Origin of the sequence: Kitasatospora herbaricolor (genome assembly GCF_030813695.1) — a bacterium.
Classification (GTDB): domain Bacteria; phylum Actinomycetota; class Actinomycetes; order Streptomycetales; family Streptomycetaceae; genus Kitasatospora; species Kitasatospora herbaricolor.
Map to the genome: position 1 here is coordinate 7178919 of NZ_JAUSVA010000002.1, position 19655 is coordinate 7198573.

Consider the following 19655-nt stretch of genomic DNA (forward strand, 5'->3'; position numbering starts at 1 on the left):
GGCGCGGCCGTACCGACGGCCACCGCGGCACCCTTGGAGACTAGGACAGGAGCCGGCCGGGCACGGCCGGGAATGCGCGCGGGCGCGCGGCCTCGGCGGTCGTCATCGCGGAGTCCCGTACCGGCGAAGGTAGTTGGGCCCGCTGGTGTAGTGCTTGTTGATGTCGGCGGCGCCGGAGCGCTCCTTGCTGAGCAGCGTTCCCGCGGTGACCATGGCCTTGACCGGGAGCCGGTCGGCCTCCAGCAGGTCGGCGCGGAGCGCGGCGCCGTCCGGGCCGAGCCGGTCGACGGCCTCGGTGAGGCGCCGGCGCAGCAGGCCCAACGAGGTCTCCAGCGGGGCCCGGCCGTGCGCGGCCAGCGCGAAGGCGAGCGAGGCCGCGCAGAGGTGGACGGTGATGGTGGTGAAGAGGTCGGTGAGCGGCCGGTCGCTGCTCCCGGTCGTCCGCGGGTCGGTGAACCCGCCCGGCGGGCGGCCGGGTTCACCGAGGGCGGCGGCCAGCCGGGGCCCGTTGACCCGTAGTCCGTCGTTGTCCTTGCCGAGCAGGCGGAGCCGGGTGGCGCCGCCGGTCCGGTCGAGGACGAGCGAGGTGTTCTGCTGGTGCGACTCCAGCGCCACGCCGTAGCGGAAGAGGGTGGTCTGCCAGTCCAGCAGCAGGGTGAGCAGGGCGTCGTAGAGGGCGAGCGGGTCGCCGTCGTAGAACCGGTCGGCGAGGTGGTCGAGGACGAGCCGTCCGCCCGGCGCGGTGGCCGCCAGCGCGGCCAGCGGGACGGTGACCGCCTCGTCCAGGCCGGCGGGCTGGCGGCGCAGCAGGACGGCCAGCAGTTCGTGGCCGCCCTCGGTCCAGGACTGCTCGTCGGCGTGCAGGACCGTCCCGGCGAACCTCGGCTCCCGGCCGATGACCGTCTCCAGCAGCCGCTGCCCGGCAGCGCCGTCGGGCAGCACACCGGCCTTGATGGTGCGCCGGTTGCGCCGGCCCAGGGTGGCGGTGGCCAGCGGCAGCTTGAGGTGGCAGCGCGGATCCCGGGCCACGGCGACGGTCCGCATCGAGAGGGTGGGGGTCACCGTCAGGTACGGGTTGCGGCCCGGTACGGCGAGGCCGTCCAGTCCGGCGGCGCGCAGCGCCCCGGCCAGCGGCGGGCCGGCGGTGAGCGGGTGGACGGGCAGGGTGAGGTGGTCGCGGGGCAGGTCGGGCAGGCCGATGTCGGCGGGGGCGGGCCACCAGTCGGGCAGCGGCCCCGGGCCGGGCGGCTCGACCGCGCCGGCCGGCAAGGCGATCCAGTGCAGCTCGAAGGTGGGGTGGAACTCGGGTGCGTGTGCGACGAGTTCGGCATCGGTCAGGCCGGCGCGGCCGCGCGCGGTGGGGTACACCGGGTGGTCCAGGTAGGCGGCCAGGGTGTCCTGCGCGAGGGCGGCGGCCGGGCCCGTCCAGTCGGCCGGGTCGGGGCCGTACCGGGCGGCGAGGGCGGCCAGCACCCCGGGCCGGGCCCGGTCGTGCAGCTCCATGGTGGCGAGGGTCTGCCGGCACTCCTCGGCGAAGTCCAGGTGGCCGTCGCGGTCCTCGGGGGCGGCGAGCTCCCGCACCCGGGTCAGTACGGCCGTCAGCGAGGTGAGGCGGACGCCGTCGGCCTCCAGCAGCGGCAGCCGGGCGGCGTACTCGCACTGGAACCCGTCCTCGGTCACCGGCAGCAGCAGGGTGCCGGCGTCGAGGTCGAGGCGCAGCCAGCGGCCGTCGGGCCGGTCGGTCGGCACCCCGCGGGTGCGCAGCCCGAGCACGTCCTCGCGCAGCAGGGCGGAGAGCACCCGGAGGGTCAACTGCTCCTCGGCGGTCACGGCGTGATCTCCCACCGCCGGGTGGCGGCGAACCCGGCGGCGGCCTCGCGGAGGGCGGCCGGGTCGGGGCCGAGGGCCCAGATCAGGCCTAGGTAGTCGCGGTTGGTGCGGTAGTGGGGGTGGTGCTCGCCGACGGCCCGCAGCGGGCGGTAGGAGAGGCGGACGCCGTTCTCGACGAGTTCGGCCGGCCCGGGGGCGGCGGTGAGGGTGCCGGCCCGGTCGGCGCAGACGGCCAGGTTGTGGGCGTGCGTGTCGCTCCGGGCGCCGAGGTCGGCGGGCAGTCGCTCGCCGAGGTGGGCGCGCAGGACGAGTTCGAAGTAGGGGATGCCGAGCGCCTCGGCCATCATCAGGTCGGCCCGGTCGCCGATGGCGCGGTAGTTGACCTCGACGATCCGGGCCCGGCCGTCCGCCTGGACGATGAACTCGGTGTGGCAGGCGCCGAGTCCGACGCCGAGTGCGTCCAGCTGGACGAGGATCTGGTCCACCACGGCCCCGGGGTGTGCGTGGACGAACTCCAGCGCCTCCTCGATGAAGCCCGGCGGTTCGGAGACCCGGGTGCGGAACCCGCCGAGCACGTGCCTGGTCCGCCCGTCGCCGAGCGTCTCCAGCGTGCGGAGGTCGCCGACCAGGAACTCCTCGACCACCAGGGCGGCGCCGGTGCGGCGCCGCTGGATCCCGGTGCCGAGCCGGACCAGCGCGTCGAGGTCCTCGGCCAGGACCACGTCCTCGCTGGCCACGCCCTCCCGGGGCTTGACGATGCAGGGGAACGGGAGGTCCAGGGCGGCGAGTCCGGCGAGGTCCTGCCCGGGGCCGACCTCCACGGACCGGACGGCGTCCAGGCCGGAGGCGGTGAGGTGGCGGCGCAGCTCGGCCTTGTTCTTGGCCCGCAGGGTGGCCTTCCAGTCCTTGGCCGGGAGGCCGAAGTAGCCGGCCGCGAGGGCGGCCTGGGTCTGCAGGTGGTCGCTGTTGGTGAAGACCGCGTCCGGTGCGTGGTGGCGGGAGATCCGGCCGATCACCTCACGGAAGTCCTGGACCGGGCACTCCAGCACCTCGACCGGCCGGGGCAGTGCGGCGTAGGCGAGGAGGTGGGCCTCGGCCGAGTCGGTGAGGACGGTGACGTCGAGCCCCAGGGCCGCGGCGGCCGGCAGGAAGCCCTCGGTGACGGAGTCGGTGGGGTTGAGGGCGAGCAGGTACAGCCGCATGCGGGGGCGGTCCTCTCCGGGGGTGGGGGCGCTGGCGCCGGCGGTTCGGGGCAGGTCACCGGTGCGGGTCCGCCGCCGTTCCTCCCGTCGGCCGACCTGCCGGTTCCGGGGGCGGTTCCGGGCGCGTGGGCCGGCCGGTTCCGCGGCACGGCGTGCGGACCGACCCCGGCTGATCGTCTTTCAGCACGGGACGGATCCTAGGTTAGGTGTGCCTAAGTGCGTCAAATCCGGGCCGCGCCGGGGTGGCTGGTGACGAGTGGTCACTTTCTGCCTATAAGGTGAGCCTCACCTTAGTCGAACGTGCTCGATGCTTCTGGAGCCCCCATGCCCGACACGCGATCGATCCGGCCCGCCGCCGTCGATCCGCTGGGCGGGACGTACCGCCGTCTCGCCGTCCGGTGCCCCTCCCTGCAGGCCGAACTGACGACGGCCCAGGGGCCGGCCCACACCCCCGGGCGGGACTGGGTCCCGATGGCCGAACCGGCGCTGCACCGCGACCGGCTGATCGCCGACGAGGCCACCCGGATCCTGGCGGGCCACGACTGCACCCCGCGCGAACACGTCGCGGCCTCCCGGCTGCTGCACCACTACCTGTGGTCGGTCTGCCTGCTCGTCAGCGGCCCCTGGTACCTGGAGCGCCGGGTGCCCCGGATCCGCCCGGAGGACGTCTGGATCGACTCCGTCGGCGGCGGCCTGGCGCTGCGCCCCGGCGGCTTCGCCTGCCTGCCGGACGACCCGGCGGCCGGCCTGCCGGGAGCCCGGGTGCTGGCCGGCGAGGACGAACTGCGGGCCGAACTGCGGGCCGTCGTCGCCGACCACGTCGGCCCCGTGCTGGCCGCCTTCCAGGGCCCGGCGAAGCGGGGCCCGCGCGCGCTCTGGGGCATGGTCACCGACGACCTGGTCTCGGGGATCTGGTACCTGGGCCGGATGCTGGGGGAGGAGGAGGCCGCCGTCGCGGCCGCCACCGCCCTGCTGCCCGGTGACACCGCGCCCTTCCCCGGCGCCGCCGCCTTCCGGACCCTGCCGGGCACCGACGGGCGGCCGCACCTGACCCGCACCCGGCTCGGCTGCTGCCTCTACTACGCCGTCCGGCCCGCGGAGTCCTGCCTCACCTGCCCGCGGACCGGGGACGCCGAGCGGGTCCGACGGCTGGAACTGCCCGTCCCCTGAGGGGTCGTCGGCCCGGCCGGTGCCCCGCTGCTCAGGCGGCCGCCGGCTCCCGCTCGGCCGTGGGCCCGGCCGGCGCGGCCGGTTCGGGGCGGCGCCGGTAGCGGCTCTCGGTGGCGGTCAGGACGGCCAGCAGCAGCGCCGCCCCGGCGGCCAGCACGGTGACCTCGAACGGGGCGCCCGGCCCCCACCGCTCGGCGGCCCACCCGCCGGCCAGCGTCCCCGCGGACTGCGCCAGGGTGATGCTGCTGACCAGCGCGGCCATCGCCTCGCCCAGGCGGCCGGCCGGGACGGTCCGCTCGACCAGCCCGAACATCGTGATCATCTGCGGCGCCACGGCCACCCCGACGCACCCGATCGCCGCCGTCAGGGCGGCCGTCGTCCCGCCCGCGACCAGCAGCAGCAAGGAGCCGGCGAACAGCAGCGCGGTGCCCGCCCGCAGCCGCAGCGGCAGGCCAAGCCGGGAGGGCAGGGCGGCGGTGGCCACCCCGGAGAACGCGCTGGTGAACCCGAGGAAGGCGTAGAGCAGCCCGGCGGCCCCCGGCTGTCCGAGGGCCGCGGTGCTCGCCGTGACGCCGACCTGCAACGAGCCGAAGCAGGCCCCGAGCAGGGCCATCCCCGCCAGCAGCAGGACGTACGGGGTGGTCAGCAGCTTCTCCCCGGACCGCACCCGGCGGGCGCCCTCGCCGGGGGAGGCGCTCGGGTGCAGGGCGAACAGGGTGGCGCAGACGCCGACCAGCGCGGCGGCGAGCAGCAGGCCGGCCTCCGGATCGGCGAGCGTGGCCAGCAGGCCGACCAGGGCCGGTCCGGTGGTGAAGCTGATCTCGTCGACGATCCCGTCCAGCGACATCATCGAGGAGGTCAACTCCTGCCTCCCGCCGGCCAGTCGCACCCACCGGCTGCGCGAGAGCGGGCCCACCAGCGGCATCGACATGCCGACCAACGCGGCCGGGGCGATCTGCCAGCCGAGCGGCGCGTCCCGCTCGGAGGCCAGCACCAGGGCCACGATCGCCACGGTGTTCACCACGGCGGCGGTCAGCCCCACCGGCCGCTGTCCGCGGCGGTCGGCGAGCCGGCCGACCAGCGGGCCGCCGATGCCCTGGCCGATCGCCAGCGCCCCGGTCGCCGCCGAGCCGCGCCAGACGCTGCCGGTGTTGCCGGTGACCAGCAGCAGGGTGCCGATCGGGCACATCGCGTTCGGCAGCCGCCCCAGCAGCGACCAGAGCAGGACCCGGCGCCCCGTCAGCCCCACGGCCGACCTGAACTTCTCCACCACGGCCATCGATCACCCTCACCCGGGCCGGTCCGGGGCGCCCGCCTCCCCGTTCGCCGGCCCAACCAGGAACGGACCTGCGGGTGGGCCTCGACCGTACGGGCCGGTGGTACGCCCCGGTAACCGTGGGATCACCCAGCGCGCTCGGTGGCTCACGGACGGTGCGCTTGGAGGACCGGCCAAGCCGGCGGTGCGCGCGGGCGCGCAGCGGTCCGAGCCGGCAACCCGCGGACAATCCGGGGTGAACGGCCGGCGCCGGGTTCGTCGGGCCCGGCCGCTCCGGGCGGGCCTCAGGGGGCGGGCGACGCCGTGAGGTCCCGCCGGATCCGGTCGAGGATCAGGCCCGCGCCGGTGTACCCGATGCCGAGCATCCAGAGGTCGTCGTCGACCTGGAAGGTCCGGTTGTTCCGTACCGCGTCGAGGTTCTTCCAGAGCGCCCCGCCGGTGATCGCGGCCTGGTCGGACTTGGCGGCGTCGCCGTAGGTCGACCAGAAGATCACGTCGGCGGCGGCCCGGTCGACCTGCTCGGGGCTGATCTCCAGCGAGAAGCCGGTCCGGTCCTGGTTGGCGGGCCGGCCGAGGCCGAGGTCGCGCAGGATCGAGCCGATGAAGGTGTCGTTGAGGTACAGGCGGGTGGGGGAGCCGGCCAGGAAGCGCGCCACCTCGACCTTGAGCGCCTTGGCCTTCTCCGGGCCGCCGAGGGCGGCGACCAGTGCCCCGGCCTTCGCCCGGTAGCCGTCCTCGGCGCTCCTGGCCTCGTTCTGCCGGCCCAGCGCCTCGGCGTGCAGCCGGAAGTTCTCCTGCCAGGCCGGTCCGGTGGTCCGGGTCAGGACGGTCGGCGCGATCTTCGTCAGGTCCTCGTAGTGCTTGTCGTCCCGAGCCTGGCTGCTGAGGATCAGGTCGGGCCGCAGGGCGGCGATCGCCTCCAGGTTGGGTGACCCGATGGTGCCGACCGGCTTGACGTCCTTGAGGCGCTCCGCCGGCAGGTAGCCGGGGAGGGGCGCGCCGGCCGCGGTCGTGGTGGCGCCCACCGGGGTGATGCCGAGGGTGATCGCGGAGTCCAGCGAGTCGGTGTCGAGCACCACCACCCGGGCCGGCCGGGCCGGGACGGTGCTCTCGCCGCGGGCGTGCCGCACGACGTGGGAGCCCCCGGTGCCGGCCGCCTCGCCGCCGGCGGGGCCGGCCGGGGTGCCGGAGCCGCAGCCGCCGAGGGCGAGGCAGCCCGCCAGGGCGACGGCGGCGACGGCGGAGCGGTGGGGCGTACGGGACATCGCGCGGCTCCAGGGCTCGGGGGCGCTCGGCTGCGGAGGATGCCTGCCCACCCGCACCGATCGCCACGCGCGGCGGGCGGTGCCCGCGTCCCGGCCGCCGGTCACCGGCCGGCCCGTCAGCCGCCTCCGCCCGGGCCCTCGCCGTCCTTGCGCCGCCGGCGCAGCACCTCGTCGTACTCCGCGTGCACCCGGCGGTCCAGCGCCAGCGCGAACTGGGCGTCCGCGACCGTCCGGGCCAGCGGCCGGACCCGCAGGATCTGCTCGGTCAGGTGGGCGGCCTCGCCCGGGGGCAGCGGCCGGTCGTCGGCGAGGGCGCCCAGCAGGTGCTCCCGGACCAGGGCGACGAACAGCTCGGCGATCGCGTCCACGTGCTCCTGGGTGCGCCGGCTGGCCTCCAGGACGACGGAGAGCGGGACGCCCTCGGCGACCAGCGCGGTGGTGGCGTCCATCAGCCGGCGGCTGATGTGGGTGATGCCGTCCTCCCGGACGGTGATCCAGCCCTGGGCGACGGACTCGGCGGTGTTGGCCTCGGTCAGCTGGTCGCCGAAGGCCGTCCTGAGCTCGTCCCAGTCCAGGTCGACCGGGGTCTCGTCGGACCACGGGGCGACGATCGCGGCCTCCAGGCCGATCAGTTCGGCGACGTCGCGCCCGCTCTCGCCGGCGCCGATCAGTTCCGCGATGCCCCCGAGGGTGTGGCCGCGCTCCAGCAGTTCGGCGATCACCCGCAGCCTGGCCAGGTGGGCCTCGCCGTACCAGGCGATCCGGCCCTCCTTGCGGGGCGGCTGGAGCAGCTTGCGCTCGCGGTAGAAGCGCAGGGTACGGGTGGTGATGCCGGCCGCCTCGGCCAGCTCCTCCACCCGGTACTCGCGCTGGGCTGTCGCCGCCGGTGCCGACCTGAGCTTCTCCACGGCGCTCAGCATAGGCGCGGCGGGCGGGCAACCGATGCTGCCGGGCTTCTTCCATCAACTGTCAGCAAGAGCTACCCTGCCAATCATGCCAGTGATTACTGGCGCGAATTTTCCGGACGTGCGCACCTTCACCCCCATCCTCAGGAGGGACGCCGCATGGCACCCACCCCCAAGCGCCCCGAGCCCACGGCGCCCGCCACGCCCCACGTGCGGGTCGCCGTGATCGGCTCCGGCTTCGGCGGCCTCGGCGCCGGCGTCCGGCTCCGCCGCGCCGGGATCACCGACTTCGTCATCCTGGAGCGCGCCGACTCGGTCGGCGGCACCTGGCGGGACAACAGCTACCCGGGCTGCGCCTGCGACGTGCCCTCGCACCTCTACTCCTTCTCCTTCGCGCCCAACCCCGCCTGGCCGCGCAGCTTCTCCGGCCAGCCGGACATCCGCGCCTACCTGGAGAAGGTCACCGACGTCTTCGGCCTCCGCCCGCACCTGCGCTTCAACGCCGAGGTGACCGAGGCCCGCTGGGACGCCGGGCGGACCCACTGGCGGATCACCACCAGCGCCGGCCGGTGGACCGCCGACGCGATCGTCTCCGCCGCCGGACCGCTCGCCGACCCGCAGATCCCCGACCTCCCGGGCCTGGACGGCTTCCCCGGCAAGGTGTTCCACTCCTCCCGCTGGGACCACGACTACGACCTGGACGGCAAGCGTGTCGCGATGGTCGGCACCGGCGCCTCGGCCGCCCAGATCATCCCCAACATCCAGCCCAGGGTCGGCCGGCTGACGGTCTTCCAGCGCACCCCCGCCTGGGTGCTGCCGCGCCGCGACCGCGAGATCAGCGGCGCCGAGAAGTGGCTGCACGACCGGCTCCCGGTCACCGCCCAGCTCCGCCGCGGCGCCCTGTTCGCCCTGCGCGAGCTGCAGGTGGACGCCTTCGTCCGGCGCCCCGGCGCCCTGCGCCTGGTGCAGAAGATCGCCGAACGGCACATCGCGGCCGGCGTCCCCGACCCGGCGCTGCGGGCCCGGCTGACCCCCGACTACCGGATCGGCTGCAAGCGGATCCTGCTGAGCAACACCTACTACCCGGCGCTGGCCGCCGCCAACACCGAGGTGGTCGCCACCGGCCTGTCCGAGGTGCGCGGCTCCACCCTGGTAGCCGCCGACGGCAGCGAGCACGAGGTGGACGCGATCGTCTTCGGCACCGGCTTCCACGTCACCGACATGCCCATCGGCGCCCGGGTGTTCGGCGCGGACGGCCGCAGCCTCGCGGAGGAGTGGAAGGAGGGCATGGAGGCGCTGCGCGGCTCCACCGTCCGGGGCTTCCCCAACCTGTTCTTCGTGATCGGCCCGAACACCGGTCTCGGCAACAGCTCGATGATCCTGATGATCGAGTCCCAGCTGAACTACGTCGTCGACGCGCTCACCACGCTGGAGAACGTCGGCGCCACCGCGATGCAGCCCACCGCCCGGGCCCAGCGGCAGTGGAACCTCACCCTCCAGCACCGGATGTCGCGCACGGTCTGGTCCACCGGCGGCTGCACCAGCTGGTACCAGGACGCGGGCGGCAAGAACACCGTGCTGTGGCCCGGCTCCACCACCGGCTTCCGGCGGGCCACCCGCCGGGTCGACCTGGCCGAGTACGAGCTGATCAAGCGCACCGCCCCCGAGCCGGCCCCGCACGCCCAGGAGGTCCTCGCATGAGCCCCGCGATCCCCGCCGACTGCGTCCTGCCCACCCCCGTCGAGGAGTTGCGGATCCGCTCGGCGGACGGCACCGCACTGCACGCCGAGGTGCACGGCGACCCGGCCGCGCCGACCGTCCTGCTGGCCCACGGCTGGACCTGCTCGATCGCCTTCTGGGCCCCCGTGATCCGCCAACTCGCGGGTGAGTTCCGCCTGGTTGCGTACGACCAGCGCGGCCACGGCCGCAGCGACGTCCCGCCGGGCCGGGCCGGGTACAGCACCCGGGCGTTGGCCGACGACCTGGAGGCGGTGCTCACCCGGGTGGTCCCGGCGGGCGGGCGGGCGGTGCTCGCCGGCCACAGCATGGGCGGTATGACCGTCATGGCCGCCGGCGACCGGGCCGAGGTGGCGAGCCGGACGGCCGCCGCCCTGCTGGTCAGCACCGGCGCGAGCGACCTGGTCGCCGAGCTGCGGGTGGCACCGGACGCCCTGCGCAGCCCGGGCCTGCGGCGATTCCTGCACCAGCGGATCCTGAAGTCCCGGCTGCCGCTCGGGCCGGTCACCGGCGTCAGCCGGGCGGTGCTCAGGTACGCCACCATGGGCCCGTCCTCGCCGGCCGGCCGGGTCGAGGCGACCGCCCGGATCGTGCACGCCTGCCCGACCCCCGTCCGCGCCCACTGGGCCGCGGTACTGGGCGAGTTGGACGTCCGCGACGGGCTCGCCGCCCTGGCCGCGCCGACCGCCGTGATCGTCGGCACCGACGACCGGCTGACCCCGCCGGTGCTCGCGCACCGGATCGTCGCCGGGCTCGAAGACCCGCAGGGCCTGCTGCTGCTGCCCGGCGTCGGCCACATGGCGCCCGTCGAGCGCCCGGCCGAGGTCGCCGCCGAGATCCGCCGCCTTGCCGTCGCCCACCTGGGCGCCCCCGCCGAGAGGAGCACCGCCGCATGAGCACCGTCCCACCGCTGTCCGCCCAGGTCGTCGTCGTCACCGGAGCCGCCCGCGGGGTCGGCGCGACCCTGGCCCGCAAGCTCGCCGCACGGGGGGCCAAGGTCGCCCTGGTCGGCCTGGAGCCCGCCGAGCTGAAGGAGGCCGCCGCGCTCTGCGGGCCGGACGCCTCCTCCTGGGAGGCCGACGTCACCGACGTCGAGGCGCTGACCACGACCGCCCGGGCGATCCAGGAGCGCTACGGCCGGATCGACGCGGTGGTGGCCAACGCCGGCATCGCGATCGGCGGCCCGCTGCTGGACAGCGACCACCGGGCGTTCAGCCGGGTGATCGAGGTGAACCTGCTGGGCAGCGTCGCCACCGCCCGGGCCTTCCTGCCCGCGCTCGCCGAGAGCGGCGGCTACCTGCTGCAGATCGCCTCGCTGGCGGCGATGACCCCGGCGCCGCTGATGAGCGCCTACTGCGCCAGCAAGTCGGGGGTGGAGGCCTTCGCCCACGCGCTCCGCGCCGAGGTCGCCCATCAGGGCGTCAAGGTCGGTGTCGGGTACCTGAGTTGGACCGACACCGACATGGTGCGCGGAGCCGACCAGGATGTCGTGCTGCGGCAGATGCGCTCCCGGCTGCCCTGGCCGGCCAACAAGACCTACCCGCTCGACCCGGCGGTCGACCGCCTGGTGGCCGGCATCGCCCGCCGCGCGGCGCACGTCTACGCCCAGGCCTGGCTGCGCGCCATGCAGCCGGTCCGCTCGTTGCTGCCGGGGCTGATCGCGACCGTCGGGGCCCGTGACATCGCCAAGCTCGCCCCGCAGTTGAGGGCGACGGCCAGCACCCGGATGCGCCCGGTCGGGGCCGGCGGGGAGGCCGACTCGGCCGCCCGTTCGGCCGGGTCGGCGGGCGGCACGGAGTAGGGGGAAGGCAGCGGTCCCGGGCGGGCGGTGGAGAGCGCCCGTCCGGGGCCGTGGTCCGTCCGGCCGTGGCCCGTCCGGCGGAGCGTGCGGGCGGGAGCTTCGGCGGCCAGGGCGTGCGGGGCGTCCGGGTGACGAACCGTCCGGCCCGGCCCCGTACGGCCGTTCGCCGCGGCGCCCACCGGGGCCCACCGGCGCCGCCCCGGGCCCACGAGCTGGGAAGCGGCCCGGATGTCGGTGTCTTCGGGCGGCGGAATCGGTACCGTCGGGACCATGACCACTGCCCTCATCACTGGCGCCACCGCCGGCATCGGCGCCGCGTTCGCCGTCAAGCTGGCCCGCGCCGGCCACAACGTCGTCCTGGTCGCCCGGGACACCGACCGGCTGGCCGAGTACGCCGAGAAGCTGTCCGCCGAGTACGGCGTCGAGACCGAGGCGCTGACCGCGGACCTGGCCACCGACACCGGCATCGCCGCCGTCGAGGAGCGCCTCGCGGACCCGGCCCGGCCGGTGGACCTGCTGATCAACAACGCCGGCTTCGGCAACAAGGGCGCCTTCCTCACCGTGCCGCTGCAGGGCGATCTGGACATGCAGAAGGTGCACATCGAGGCCGTCCTGCGGCTGACCGCCGCCGCCCTGCCGGGGATGCGCGAGCGCCGGCTCGGCGGGGTGATCAACGTGGCCTCGGTGGCGGCCTTCCTGCCGCGCGGCACGTACGGGGCGAGCAAGGCCTGGGTGGTCAGCTTCACCCAGGGCGTCGCCCGCGACCTCGGAGACTCCGGGGTGCGGATGATGGCCCTCTGCCCGGGCTTCACCCGGACCGAGTTCCACCAGCGGGCCGGCATGGGCACCTCGGACATCCCGTCCTGGGGCTGGCTGTCGGCCGAGCGGGTGGTGAACGAGGCGATGCGCGACTTCGCCCGCGGCCGCTCGCTGTCCGTTCCCGGCAAGCGGTACAAGCTGGCGGTGGCGGTGGCCAGGCTGCTGCCGTCCGGCGCGCTCGGCGGGGTGTCCTCGAAGGCGGCGCGTACGTACGGCAAGGAGTGACGGCGGGCCCGGCCGTGGCCCGGAGGGCTGCGGTACGGCGCGGGCGCGGGCCGGAGGGGTTGCGGGCCGGGAGCGGGAGCGGAAGGAATAGATCAAGCCTCATTATTAGCTTCGCTAACTATGAGCTATTCTCTGTACGCTGGCTTCCCGCCCGCCCCACCACCCTGCCCCAATCATCTGGAGGTCGAGGCTTGAGGCCCGACGGCACCGGCTGGACCCCGCCCGCCCGCCCCGAGAGCGAGACGCCACCGCCCAGGCAGCTGCGCCGCATCCTGGCGCTGTTCCGCCCGTACCGGGGCCGGCTCGGCGTGGTCGGCCTGCTGGTGGCCGCCTCCGCCGTGGTCTCGGTGATCTCGCCCTTCCTGCTCCGCGCCGTGCTCGACACCGCGATCCCGCAGGGCCGTACCGGCCTGCTGAGCCTGCTGGTGCTGGGCATGATCACCGCGGCCGTGGTGAACAGCATCTTCGGCGTCGTGCAGACCCTGCTGTCCACCACCGTCGGCCAGCGCGTCATGCACGACCTGCGGACCGCGGTCTACGCCCACCTGCAGCGGATGTCCCTGGCCTTCTTCACCCGGACCAGGACCGGCGAGGTGCAGTCCAGGATCGCCAACGACATCGGCGGCATGCAGTCCACCGTGACCTCCACCGCCACCTCGCTGGTCTCCAACTTCACCAGCGTGGTCGCCTCCGTGGTCGCCATGCTGGCACTGGACTGGCGGCTCACCGTGGTGTCGCTGCTGCTCCTGCCGCTGTTCGTGTGGATCAGCCGGCGGGTCGGCGGCGAGCGCAAGAAGATCACCACCGAGCGGCAGAAGCAGCTGGCCCTGATGTCCTCGGCGGTCCAGGAGTCGCTCTCGGTCAGCGGGATCCTGCTCGGCCGCACGATGGGGCGCTCCGACTCGCTGTCCCGCGAGTTCACCGAGCAGTCCGACCGGCTGGCCGACCTGGAGGTCCGCTCCAGCATGGCCGGCCGCTGGCGGATGAACGCCATCCAGATCGTGATGGCCGCGATGCCGGCGCTGATCTACTGGGCCGCCGGGCTGGCCCAGGCGGGCGGCGCGCCGATCGTCTCCGTCGGCACCCTGGTCGCCTTCGTCTCGCTGCAGCAGGGCCTGTTCCGCCCCACCATCAGCCTGCTCTCCACCGGCGTCCAGGTGCAGACCTCGCTGGCGCTGTTCCAGCGGATCTTCGAGTACCTGGACCTGCCGGTCGAGATCGCCGAGCCGGCCAGGCCCGTCCACCTGGAGCGGATCACCGGGGAGGTCCGCTTCGAGGGCGTCGACTTCCGCTACGACCCGGCCCAGGAGCGGCCCACGCTGGCCGGCGTCGAGCTGAAGGTGCCGGCCGGCGGTTCGCTGGCCGTCGTCGGCGAGACCGGTTCGGGCAAGACCACCCTCAGCTACCTGGTGCCCCGGCTCTACGACGTCACCGGCGGGCGGGTCACCATCGACGGCACGGACGTGCGCGAGCTGTCCTTCGAGACGCTCTCCCGGGCGGTCGGCGTGGTCTCCCAGGAGACCTACCTCTTCCACGCCTCGGTCGCCGACAACCTGCGCTTCGCCAAGCCGGAGGCCACCGACGAGGAGTTGGTCGCGGCCGCCGGGGCGGCGCAGATCCACGACATGATCGCGGGCCTGCCGGACGGCTACGACACCATGGTGGGCGAGCGCGGCTACCGCTTCTCCGGCGGCGAGAAGCAGCGCCTGGCACTGGCCCGGACGATCCTGCGCAACCCGCCGGTGCTGATCCTGGACGAGGCGACCAGCGCCCTGGACAACCGGACCGAGCTGGCCGTCCAGCAGGCGATCGACGCGCTGGCCGTCGGCCGGACGACCATCACCGTCGCGCACCGGCTCTCCACCATCCGCTCGGCGGACCAGATCGTGGTGCTCGACCGGGGGGAGGTCGTCGAGCTGGGAACACACGATCAGCTGGTGGAGGCCGGCGGGCGGTACGCCGCGCTGCTGCGGCGGGAGGGCTCCCCGGCGCCGGAGCCGAGCGGGGCCGGCCTCGGGTGAGGCCGGGCCCCGGCGCGGTCGGTCGGGGGAGGGACGGTGGGCTCAGGCGGCCTTGGGGAGCTCGTTGTAGCTGGTCGCGACCTCCTGGCCGGACAGCTCCTGGATGGCCCGCATCACCTCGTCGGTGACCTGCCGCCGGGCCTGCGCCGAGCGGGCCTGGCCGTGCAGCTCGGTGAAGCTCAGCGGCTCGCCGAAGCGGACGGTCACCTTGCGCACGCGCGGGATCCGCCGGCCGACCGGCAGGATCTCCTCCGGGCCCTCCAGCGCCACCGGTACCACGGGCACCCCGGCGGTCAGCGCCAGCCAGGCGACGCCGGTCTTGCCGCGGTACAGCCGGCCGTCCAGCGAGCGGGTTCCCTCGGGGTAGATGCCGAAGGCCTTGTCGGCCTCCAGGATCTCCAGCGCCGACTGCAGCGAGGCCTGTGCCGAGCGGTAGGTGCCGCGCTCGACCGCCACGGCGCCGATCGCCTCGAAGAAGCCCCGGGACAGCGCGCCCTTGAGGCCGGTGCCGGTGAAGTACTCGGCCTTGGCCAGGAAGTGCACCTGGCGCGGCGCGGTCAGCGGGATGACCACGCTGTCGATGAAGGACAGGTGGTTGCTGGCCAGGATCACCCCGCCCTTGCGCGGCACGTTCTCCAGGCCCTCGATCACCGGCCGGTAGACCGCCCGCGCGAGGGGTTTCAGCACCAGCTTGGTGAGTAGGTTGATCATGGTCCCTCCCTGGACGAATGACCGGGCCGTGCACCCGGGGGTGAGCGTGCGGAGTATCGGCTCGTCGGCGGGCCGAGATCAGATCGCAGGGTACGACATGCACCCCGTGACCCGTCCACTCCCTCCGGCGCCCGGCCTGTCGCGTCGCGCCGCCGGTCACCGGCCCCGCGGGCCCCGGGCCGGACCGTCCGGGACGGCGGCCCGCCCCGCCGCGTGCCCGGCCCCTCACCCGGACGGGGGCCCGGCGGGCGGACCGAGGGGGCGGGGCGGACCCGGCGGGGCGGGCCGGTACTGTACGCCAGTCAGCACCACCCACAGGAGGGGATCCATCCCATGGCAGACATCGAGGCGGCCCGCCAGGCCTTCGAGCGTTTCGACATCAACGGCGACGGCCTGATCTCGGCCGCCGAGTACTCCCGCGTCATGGCGGAGCTCGGCGACCCGCACGTCTCGATCGCGGTCGCCGAGTCCGTGATCAAGGCGGCCGACAGCAACAGCGACGGCCTGCTCTCCTTCGAGGAGTTCTGGGCCTCGCGCCAGCGCTGAGCCCACGCGCGAGGGCCGGCCCCGGGACCACCGGGGCCGGCCCTCGCGTTCGTACGGCGTCCGCCCGCGTCCTGTCCCTCCCGCCCGTGCCCCGTACCGCCCGCGGCGGAGCGGTCGGACCAGGATGGGTCAGGACGGGTCAGGACGGGTCAGGACGCGTGGGAACGGCTCAGGACGGGTCGGTCGGGAACACCCGGCGCACCACCCGCTCGGCCGCGCCGCCGTCGTCCCACGGGCAGAACCGCTCGCGGAACCTCGCCCGGGAGTCCGGCTCCGAGTCGCCCGAGAGCAGCGCCCGGGTGAGGCCCTCCAGGTCCGTGGTCACCGCGCCCGGCCGCTCGGCGAAGAGGTCGAAGTACACCCCGCGGACGGCCTGGTACTCCTCCCAGTCCGGCGCGTAGACGACCAGCGGCCGGTCCAGCACCGCGAAGTCGAACATCATCGACGAGTAGTCGGTGACCAGCACGTCCGCCGCCAGGTAGAGGTCCTCCACGGCCGGGTGCTTGGAGACGTCCCGGATCTCGGCCGCGTCCTCGCCGGCCACCAGGTCGCCCGGCCCGCCGGCCAGGAAGTAGTGGGCCCGCACCAGCAGCGTGAACTCGGGGCCCAGCCGCCGGGCCAGCTCGGCGACGTCCAGCGGCAGGAACGAGCCCTGGCCCTCCCGGTGCGTGGGCGCGTACAGGACGGCCGTGCGCCCCTCGGGCAGGCCGAAGCGCTCGCGCATCGCCGCCACCTCGGCGGGCGTGGTGTTGGCCAGCCGGTCGTTGCGCGGGTACCCGGTGTCGAGCATCTCGTAGCTGCCGGGGAAGGCCCGCGCGAAGTGCCGGCTGGTGTGCGGGTTGGGCGAGACCAGGTAGTCCCAGCGCGAGACCGCCTCACGGAGCCGGTCGAAGTCCATCCCGCCGGCGGCCACCGGGTGGTCCCGCAGGTCCATGCCCATCATCTTGAGCGGCGTGCCGTGCTGGGTCTGCACGTGCACGGTGCCCGGCCGCTTCACCATCGTGTGCGGGAAGTTGACGTTGTTGACGAAGTACTTGGCGGTCGCCATCGCCTTCAGGTACGCGGGCGTGTTGAGGATCACGTACGGCACCCCGGCCGGCAGGCCGGCGGCCTGCGCCCGGTTCTCCACCACCCAGACGCCGCGGATCCGCGGCGCCAGCTCCTTGGCCTTCTCGTAGATGGCGGCCGGGTTGCAGCCGTACCCGCGGTGCCAGTAGGCCGCGTACACCGCCAGGTGCTCGTCCAGCGGCAGCCGGCGGAAGGCGTTGTACGCGGTGAAGCGGGCACCGCTGCGCACCCCGCGCCTGACCGCCGGGGCGACCGCCCGGGCGCCGCGCTTCAGCTCGCGCGGCAGCCGGCCGCCGCGGCGCAGCTCGTCGTACGCCAGCCGGGAGCCGCGGGCGGCGAGCCGGTACTGCAGTCCGCTCGCCCCGCCGGGGAAGCGGTAGCCGGCCGGGCGGTGCCGGGCGAAGTGCTCGGACGTCCGGCGGAAGAACTCCTTGCGCAGCGCGACCGGGACCAGCCCGGGGGAGTCGTAGACGGTGAGCGCCTGCTTGAGGGTCCGCTCGAAGACCAGGGTGCGCAGCGGGTCGGCGGCGTCGAGGCCGTGGCGGTCCAGGAAGGCGAAGATCGCGTCGTACTGGGCGAAGGCGTCCGCGTGCCTGGGCGAGGCGGTGCTGGTGATCGCACCGGGCCGGCCGCGCCGGTAGTAGTAGCAGGAGCGGTCGAGGTAGCGCATCCGGCCGGCGGCGACCAGCGCCGGGTAGGTGACCGAGATGTCCTCGTAGAAGCCGCGGCCGAAGGCGACGCCCAGGCCGTGCAGGAAGTCCCGGCGGAAGACCTTGTTCCAGACCGACATCACCGCGCGCAGCAGCGCCGGGTGCTCGCGCAGGGTGCCGCCGGCGACCAGGGGGGAGTCGGTGAGCAGGTGGCGCCAGGGGTTGGGCTCGGTGGAGTCGTCCGGGTAGACGTGGGTGAAGCCGGTGAGCAGGATGTCGGCCGGCGCGGCGCCCTCGCCCTCCCGGTCCAGTTCCCGCTCCAGCTCGGTGGTGATGGCGTCGAGCGAGCCCTCCGGGAGCCAGTCGTCGCTGTCCACGAACCAGACGTAGCGGCCGCTCGCCTCGGCCAGGCCGGCCTCGCGCGCGCCGCCGAGCCCCTGGTTCTCGGCCAGGTGCAGCACCCGCAGCCGGGGGTCGAGGGCCGCGTACTCGTCGAGGATCTCGCCGCAGCGGTCGGGGGACAGGTCGTCGACGGCGATCAGCTCGAAGCTGCCGTCGTCGGGCCCGCCGAGGATCGAGTCCAGGCAGCGCGGGAGGAACCGCTCCACGCCGTGGACTGGCAGCACGATGCTGAGGAGGACTGACACGCTCGTTGGCTCCGCGCTCCGCGAGAGGGCCCCGGCGCGATCCGGCCGGGCCCGGGATTGCTGGGCCGTGTCGGACACGGCCGGGGGGAGGTGCGGGCGGGTCCGTCGCCGGCCACCCGGCGAGCACACTCTACCCAGTACGGGGCGATGACCAGGAGTTCCGGGGGAGGGGCCGGGGGGCGGTGCGAAAGCGGCCGCCGGTGCCGCGCCCGTGCGAGGGCGGCACCAGCGGCCTGGTGGTGGTCCGGCCGACCCTCAGCGGCCGACCACCAATCCGTACACCGCGCCGAGCCGGGCCGCCGCAGCGTCGAGGCGGCCGGACAGTGACTCACTGCGGGTGTCGGAAGTTCCTTCACCTGTCGAATCCAATCGACCGGTCAGGGTGGTGCATCTCTCACCGTCCCTGCCGATAGAGATATTGCTTGTAGGTTTCGGCCACGTCAATCCCCCTGATGTGTTCACTTTCCGAAGCTATAGTCCGAAACACAGACCGGCTGCCAGCGGCCGGTCACCCGCGGTCACCCCGACCCGGCCGCCGCCGGGCCCCCACCCGCCCGCCCGGACCCGCGCCCGGCGCCCCGTCCGGCCTGGGACGATCCCCGCCGGGTGGTCCGGACCTGCGGGTCGCGCGCCCGGCGTACGGGCCGCCGGCCGGGCGCCGGGGCCCTCGCGCCGGGTGGGACCGCGTTCAGGTCGTGCACCACCACCGATGCGCAGTCGTGACCAGGGCGACAGCCCCTGGTGAGGCGTCAGTTGTCGTCGCACGATACGGTGGCAGAACACCAGGACGGTTGCGCGAAGGCCGTCTGTCACGGATAGTCTTCGCCTCACGGCCCTGGCGCCTCGTAGGGGTGGGAAACTGATGGAACACATGCAAGTGCGGACTCGGCCCCGGGTGCCGGCGATCCAGTGCGGTGTCGGCGCGACCGGCCGTCGGATCGACCACCACCTGACCGTGCTCGGCGCGCCCGCACTCCCGGTGGCAGACGCCGCCGAGGCGCTCGGGCTGATAAGGGAGCTGACACCGCGCGGTGTCAGCACCCCGACCGCGCCGCGGCGCACCGCGCGGGTGTCGCTGCTGGCGCCACTGCGTCGGCTGCGACGGAGCCTCTTCGGCGGACGCGGCTAGCCCGCGCCGACCGGAACCGACCCGATGGACCGATCGGTCCGTCGGGTCTTTGGCGTGCCCGGAGGAGGCCGGCCCCCGCGAGGGTACGCGGCCGGTCCCCTGCCCGGCGCCCGGGCGGGCAGCCGGTGAATGTTTCCGGAGCACCGGCCCGTCCGGCGGGTCGCGCGCCCGCGGTGGGTGAGGATGGCGCCATGGCGGACACCTTCCACACGCTGACCTTCGAGGTCACCACCGGCAACCGCGAGGTCGCCCTCGACATCACCGAGCACTGCGCGGTGTTCCTGAACGAGCACGCGGCCGGGCGGGACGGCCTGCTCAACGTGTTCGTGCCGCACGCCACGGCCGGCATCGCCGTCCTGGAGACCGGCGCCGGCAGTGACGACGACCTGCTGGCCACCCTGCGCGAGCTGCTGCCGGCCGACGACCGCTGGCGCCACCGGCACGGCAGCGCCGGCCACGGCCGCGACCACGTGGTGCCCGGACTGGTCGCCCCGCACGCGACCCTGCCCGTGATCGGCGGCCAACTCGCCCTCGGCATCTGGCAGTCGGTGGTGCTGATCGACACCAACCGCGACAACCCCCGGCGGACCGTCCGGCTCTCCTACCTCGGCTGATCGCCCGCCCGGGCCCGGCCGGGGCGCGGGACCCGGGCC

16 protein-coding genes are annotated in these 19655 nt (G+C 74.7%); 9 read left to right on the forward strand and 7 right to left on the reverse strand.

The window, feature by feature from the left end:
* Positions 1–102 precede the first annotated feature (102 nt).
* Together J2S46_RS31190 and J2S46_RS31195 are read right to left on the reverse strand one after the other, a co-directional pair.
* Entirely contained in the window at positions 103–1830 is a 1728-nt protein-coding gene (locus tag J2S46_RS31190) for an IucA/IucC family protein (protein WP_191287885.1), read from the reverse strand.
* Positions 1827–3032, reverse strand: a complete 1206-nt coding sequence (locus J2S46_RS31195) for an ATP-grasp domain-containing protein (protein WP_191287886.1) — start codon at positions 3030–3032, stop codon at positions 1827–1829. The genes J2S46_RS31190 and J2S46_RS31195 overlap by 4 nt, the downstream gene beginning before the upstream one ends.
* Before the next feature lie 324 nt (positions 3033–3356).
* Between J2S46_RS31195 and J2S46_RS31200 the strand changes: the two genes are divergently transcribed.
* Positions 3357–4202 carry a (2Fe-2S)-binding protein gene (locus J2S46_RS31200; protein WP_191287887.1) on the forward strand — a complete coding sequence of 282 codons (846 nt, stop codon included), beginning with the start codon at positions 3357–3359 and terminating at the stop codon, positions 4200–4202.
* Between the two features lie 31 nt (positions 4203–4233).
* Here J2S46_RS31200 and J2S46_RS31205 read toward each other — a convergent pair whose 3' ends face one another.
* The 3 genes from J2S46_RS31205 to J2S46_RS31215 form a co-directional block, all read right to left on the reverse strand.
* Positions 4234–5481, reverse strand: a complete 1248-nt coding sequence (locus J2S46_RS31205) for an MFS transporter (protein WP_191287888.1) — start codon at positions 5479–5481, stop codon at positions 4234–4236.
* Between the two features lie 281 nt (positions 5482–5762).
* The gene (locus J2S46_RS31210; RefSeq protein WP_191287889.1) at positions 5763–6743 is read right to left on the reverse strand and encodes an ABC transporter substrate-binding protein; all 981 of its coding nucleotides are present in this window, start codon (positions 6741–6743) and stop codon (positions 5763–5765) included.
* Positions 6744–6859: 116 nt separating this feature from the next.
* Positions 6860–7651 (reverse strand): MerR family transcriptional regulator, encoded by a 792-nt coding sequence (locus J2S46_RS31215; RefSeq protein ID WP_229911985.1) that lies wholly within the window; start codon positions 7649–7651, stop codon positions 6860–6862.
* 156 nt (positions 7652–7807) lie between these two features.
* Here J2S46_RS31215 and J2S46_RS31220 point away from each other — a divergent pair, with 156 nt between their 5' ends.
* The 5 genes from J2S46_RS31220 (at position 7808) to J2S46_RS31240 (ending at position 14251) form a co-directional block, all read left to right on the forward strand.
* Entirely contained in the window at positions 7808–9349 is a 1542-nt protein-coding gene (locus tag J2S46_RS31220; RefSeq protein WP_191287891.1) for a flavin-containing monooxygenase, read from the forward strand.
* A complete protein-coding gene (locus tag J2S46_RS31225) occupies positions 9346–10281 on the forward strand; it encodes an alpha/beta fold hydrolase (protein ID WP_191287892.1) in 936 nt (311 codons plus the stop codon). The genes J2S46_RS31220 and J2S46_RS31225 overlap by 4 nt, the downstream gene beginning before the upstream one ends.
* Complete coding sequence (locus J2S46_RS31230) at positions 10278–11186, forward strand: SDR family oxidoreductase (RefSeq protein ID WP_191287893.1); 909 nt, start codon at positions 10278–10280, stop codon at positions 11184–11186. Before J2S46_RS31225 ends, J2S46_RS31230 begins: the two co-directional genes overlap by 4 nt.
* Positions 11187–11456: 270 nt before the next feature.
* Positions 11457–12230, forward strand: a complete 774-nt coding sequence (locus J2S46_RS31235; protein WP_191287894.1) for an SDR family NAD(P)-dependent oxidoreductase — start codon at positions 11457–11459, stop codon at positions 12228–12230.
* 191 nt (positions 12231–12421) lie between these two features.
* Entirely contained in the window at positions 12422–14251 is a 1830-nt protein-coding gene (locus J2S46_RS31240) for an ABC transporter ATP-binding protein (protein WP_191287895.1), read from the forward strand.
* Positions 14252–14293: 42 nt separating this feature from the next.
* Here the strand turns inward: J2S46_RS31240 and J2S46_RS31245 are convergent, their stop codons facing one another.
* The gene (locus J2S46_RS31245) at positions 14294–14962 is read right to left on the reverse strand and encodes a lysophospholipid acyltransferase family protein (protein WP_073922656.1); all 669 of its coding nucleotides are present in this window, start codon (positions 14960–14962) and stop codon (positions 14294–14296) included.
* Positions 14963–15295: 333 nt separating this feature from the next.
* Here J2S46_RS31245 and J2S46_RS31250 point away from each other — a divergent pair, with 333 nt between their 5' ends.
* The gene (locus J2S46_RS31250) at positions 15296–15508 is read left to right on the forward strand and encodes an EF-hand domain-containing protein (RefSeq protein WP_073922655.1); all 213 of its coding nucleotides are present in this window, start codon (positions 15296–15298) and stop codon (positions 15506–15508) included.
* A 169-nt stretch (positions 15509–15677) separates the two neighbouring features.
* Here the strand turns inward: J2S46_RS31250 and J2S46_RS31255 are convergent, their stop codons facing one another.
* Complete coding sequence (locus J2S46_RS31255; RefSeq protein ID WP_191287896.1) at positions 15678–17873, reverse strand: bifunctional glycosyltransferase/CDP-glycerol:glycerophosphate glycerophosphotransferase; 2196 nt, start codon at positions 17871–17873, stop codon at positions 15678–15680.
* Between the two features lie 862 nt (positions 17874–18735).
* Here J2S46_RS31255 and J2S46_RS31260 point away from each other — a divergent pair.
* Complete coding sequence (locus J2S46_RS31260; protein WP_073922653.1) at positions 18736–19002, forward strand: hypothetical protein; 267 nt, start codon at positions 18736–18738, stop codon at positions 19000–19002.
* A 191-nt stretch (positions 19003–19193) separates the two neighbouring features.
* Positions 19194–19616: a YjbQ family protein gene (locus J2S46_RS31265; protein ID WP_073922652.1), complete on the forward strand. Its 423-nt coding sequence runs from the start codon at positions 19194–19196 to the stop codon at positions 19614–19616.
* The last annotated feature ends 39 nt before the right edge of the window (positions 19617–19655 follow it).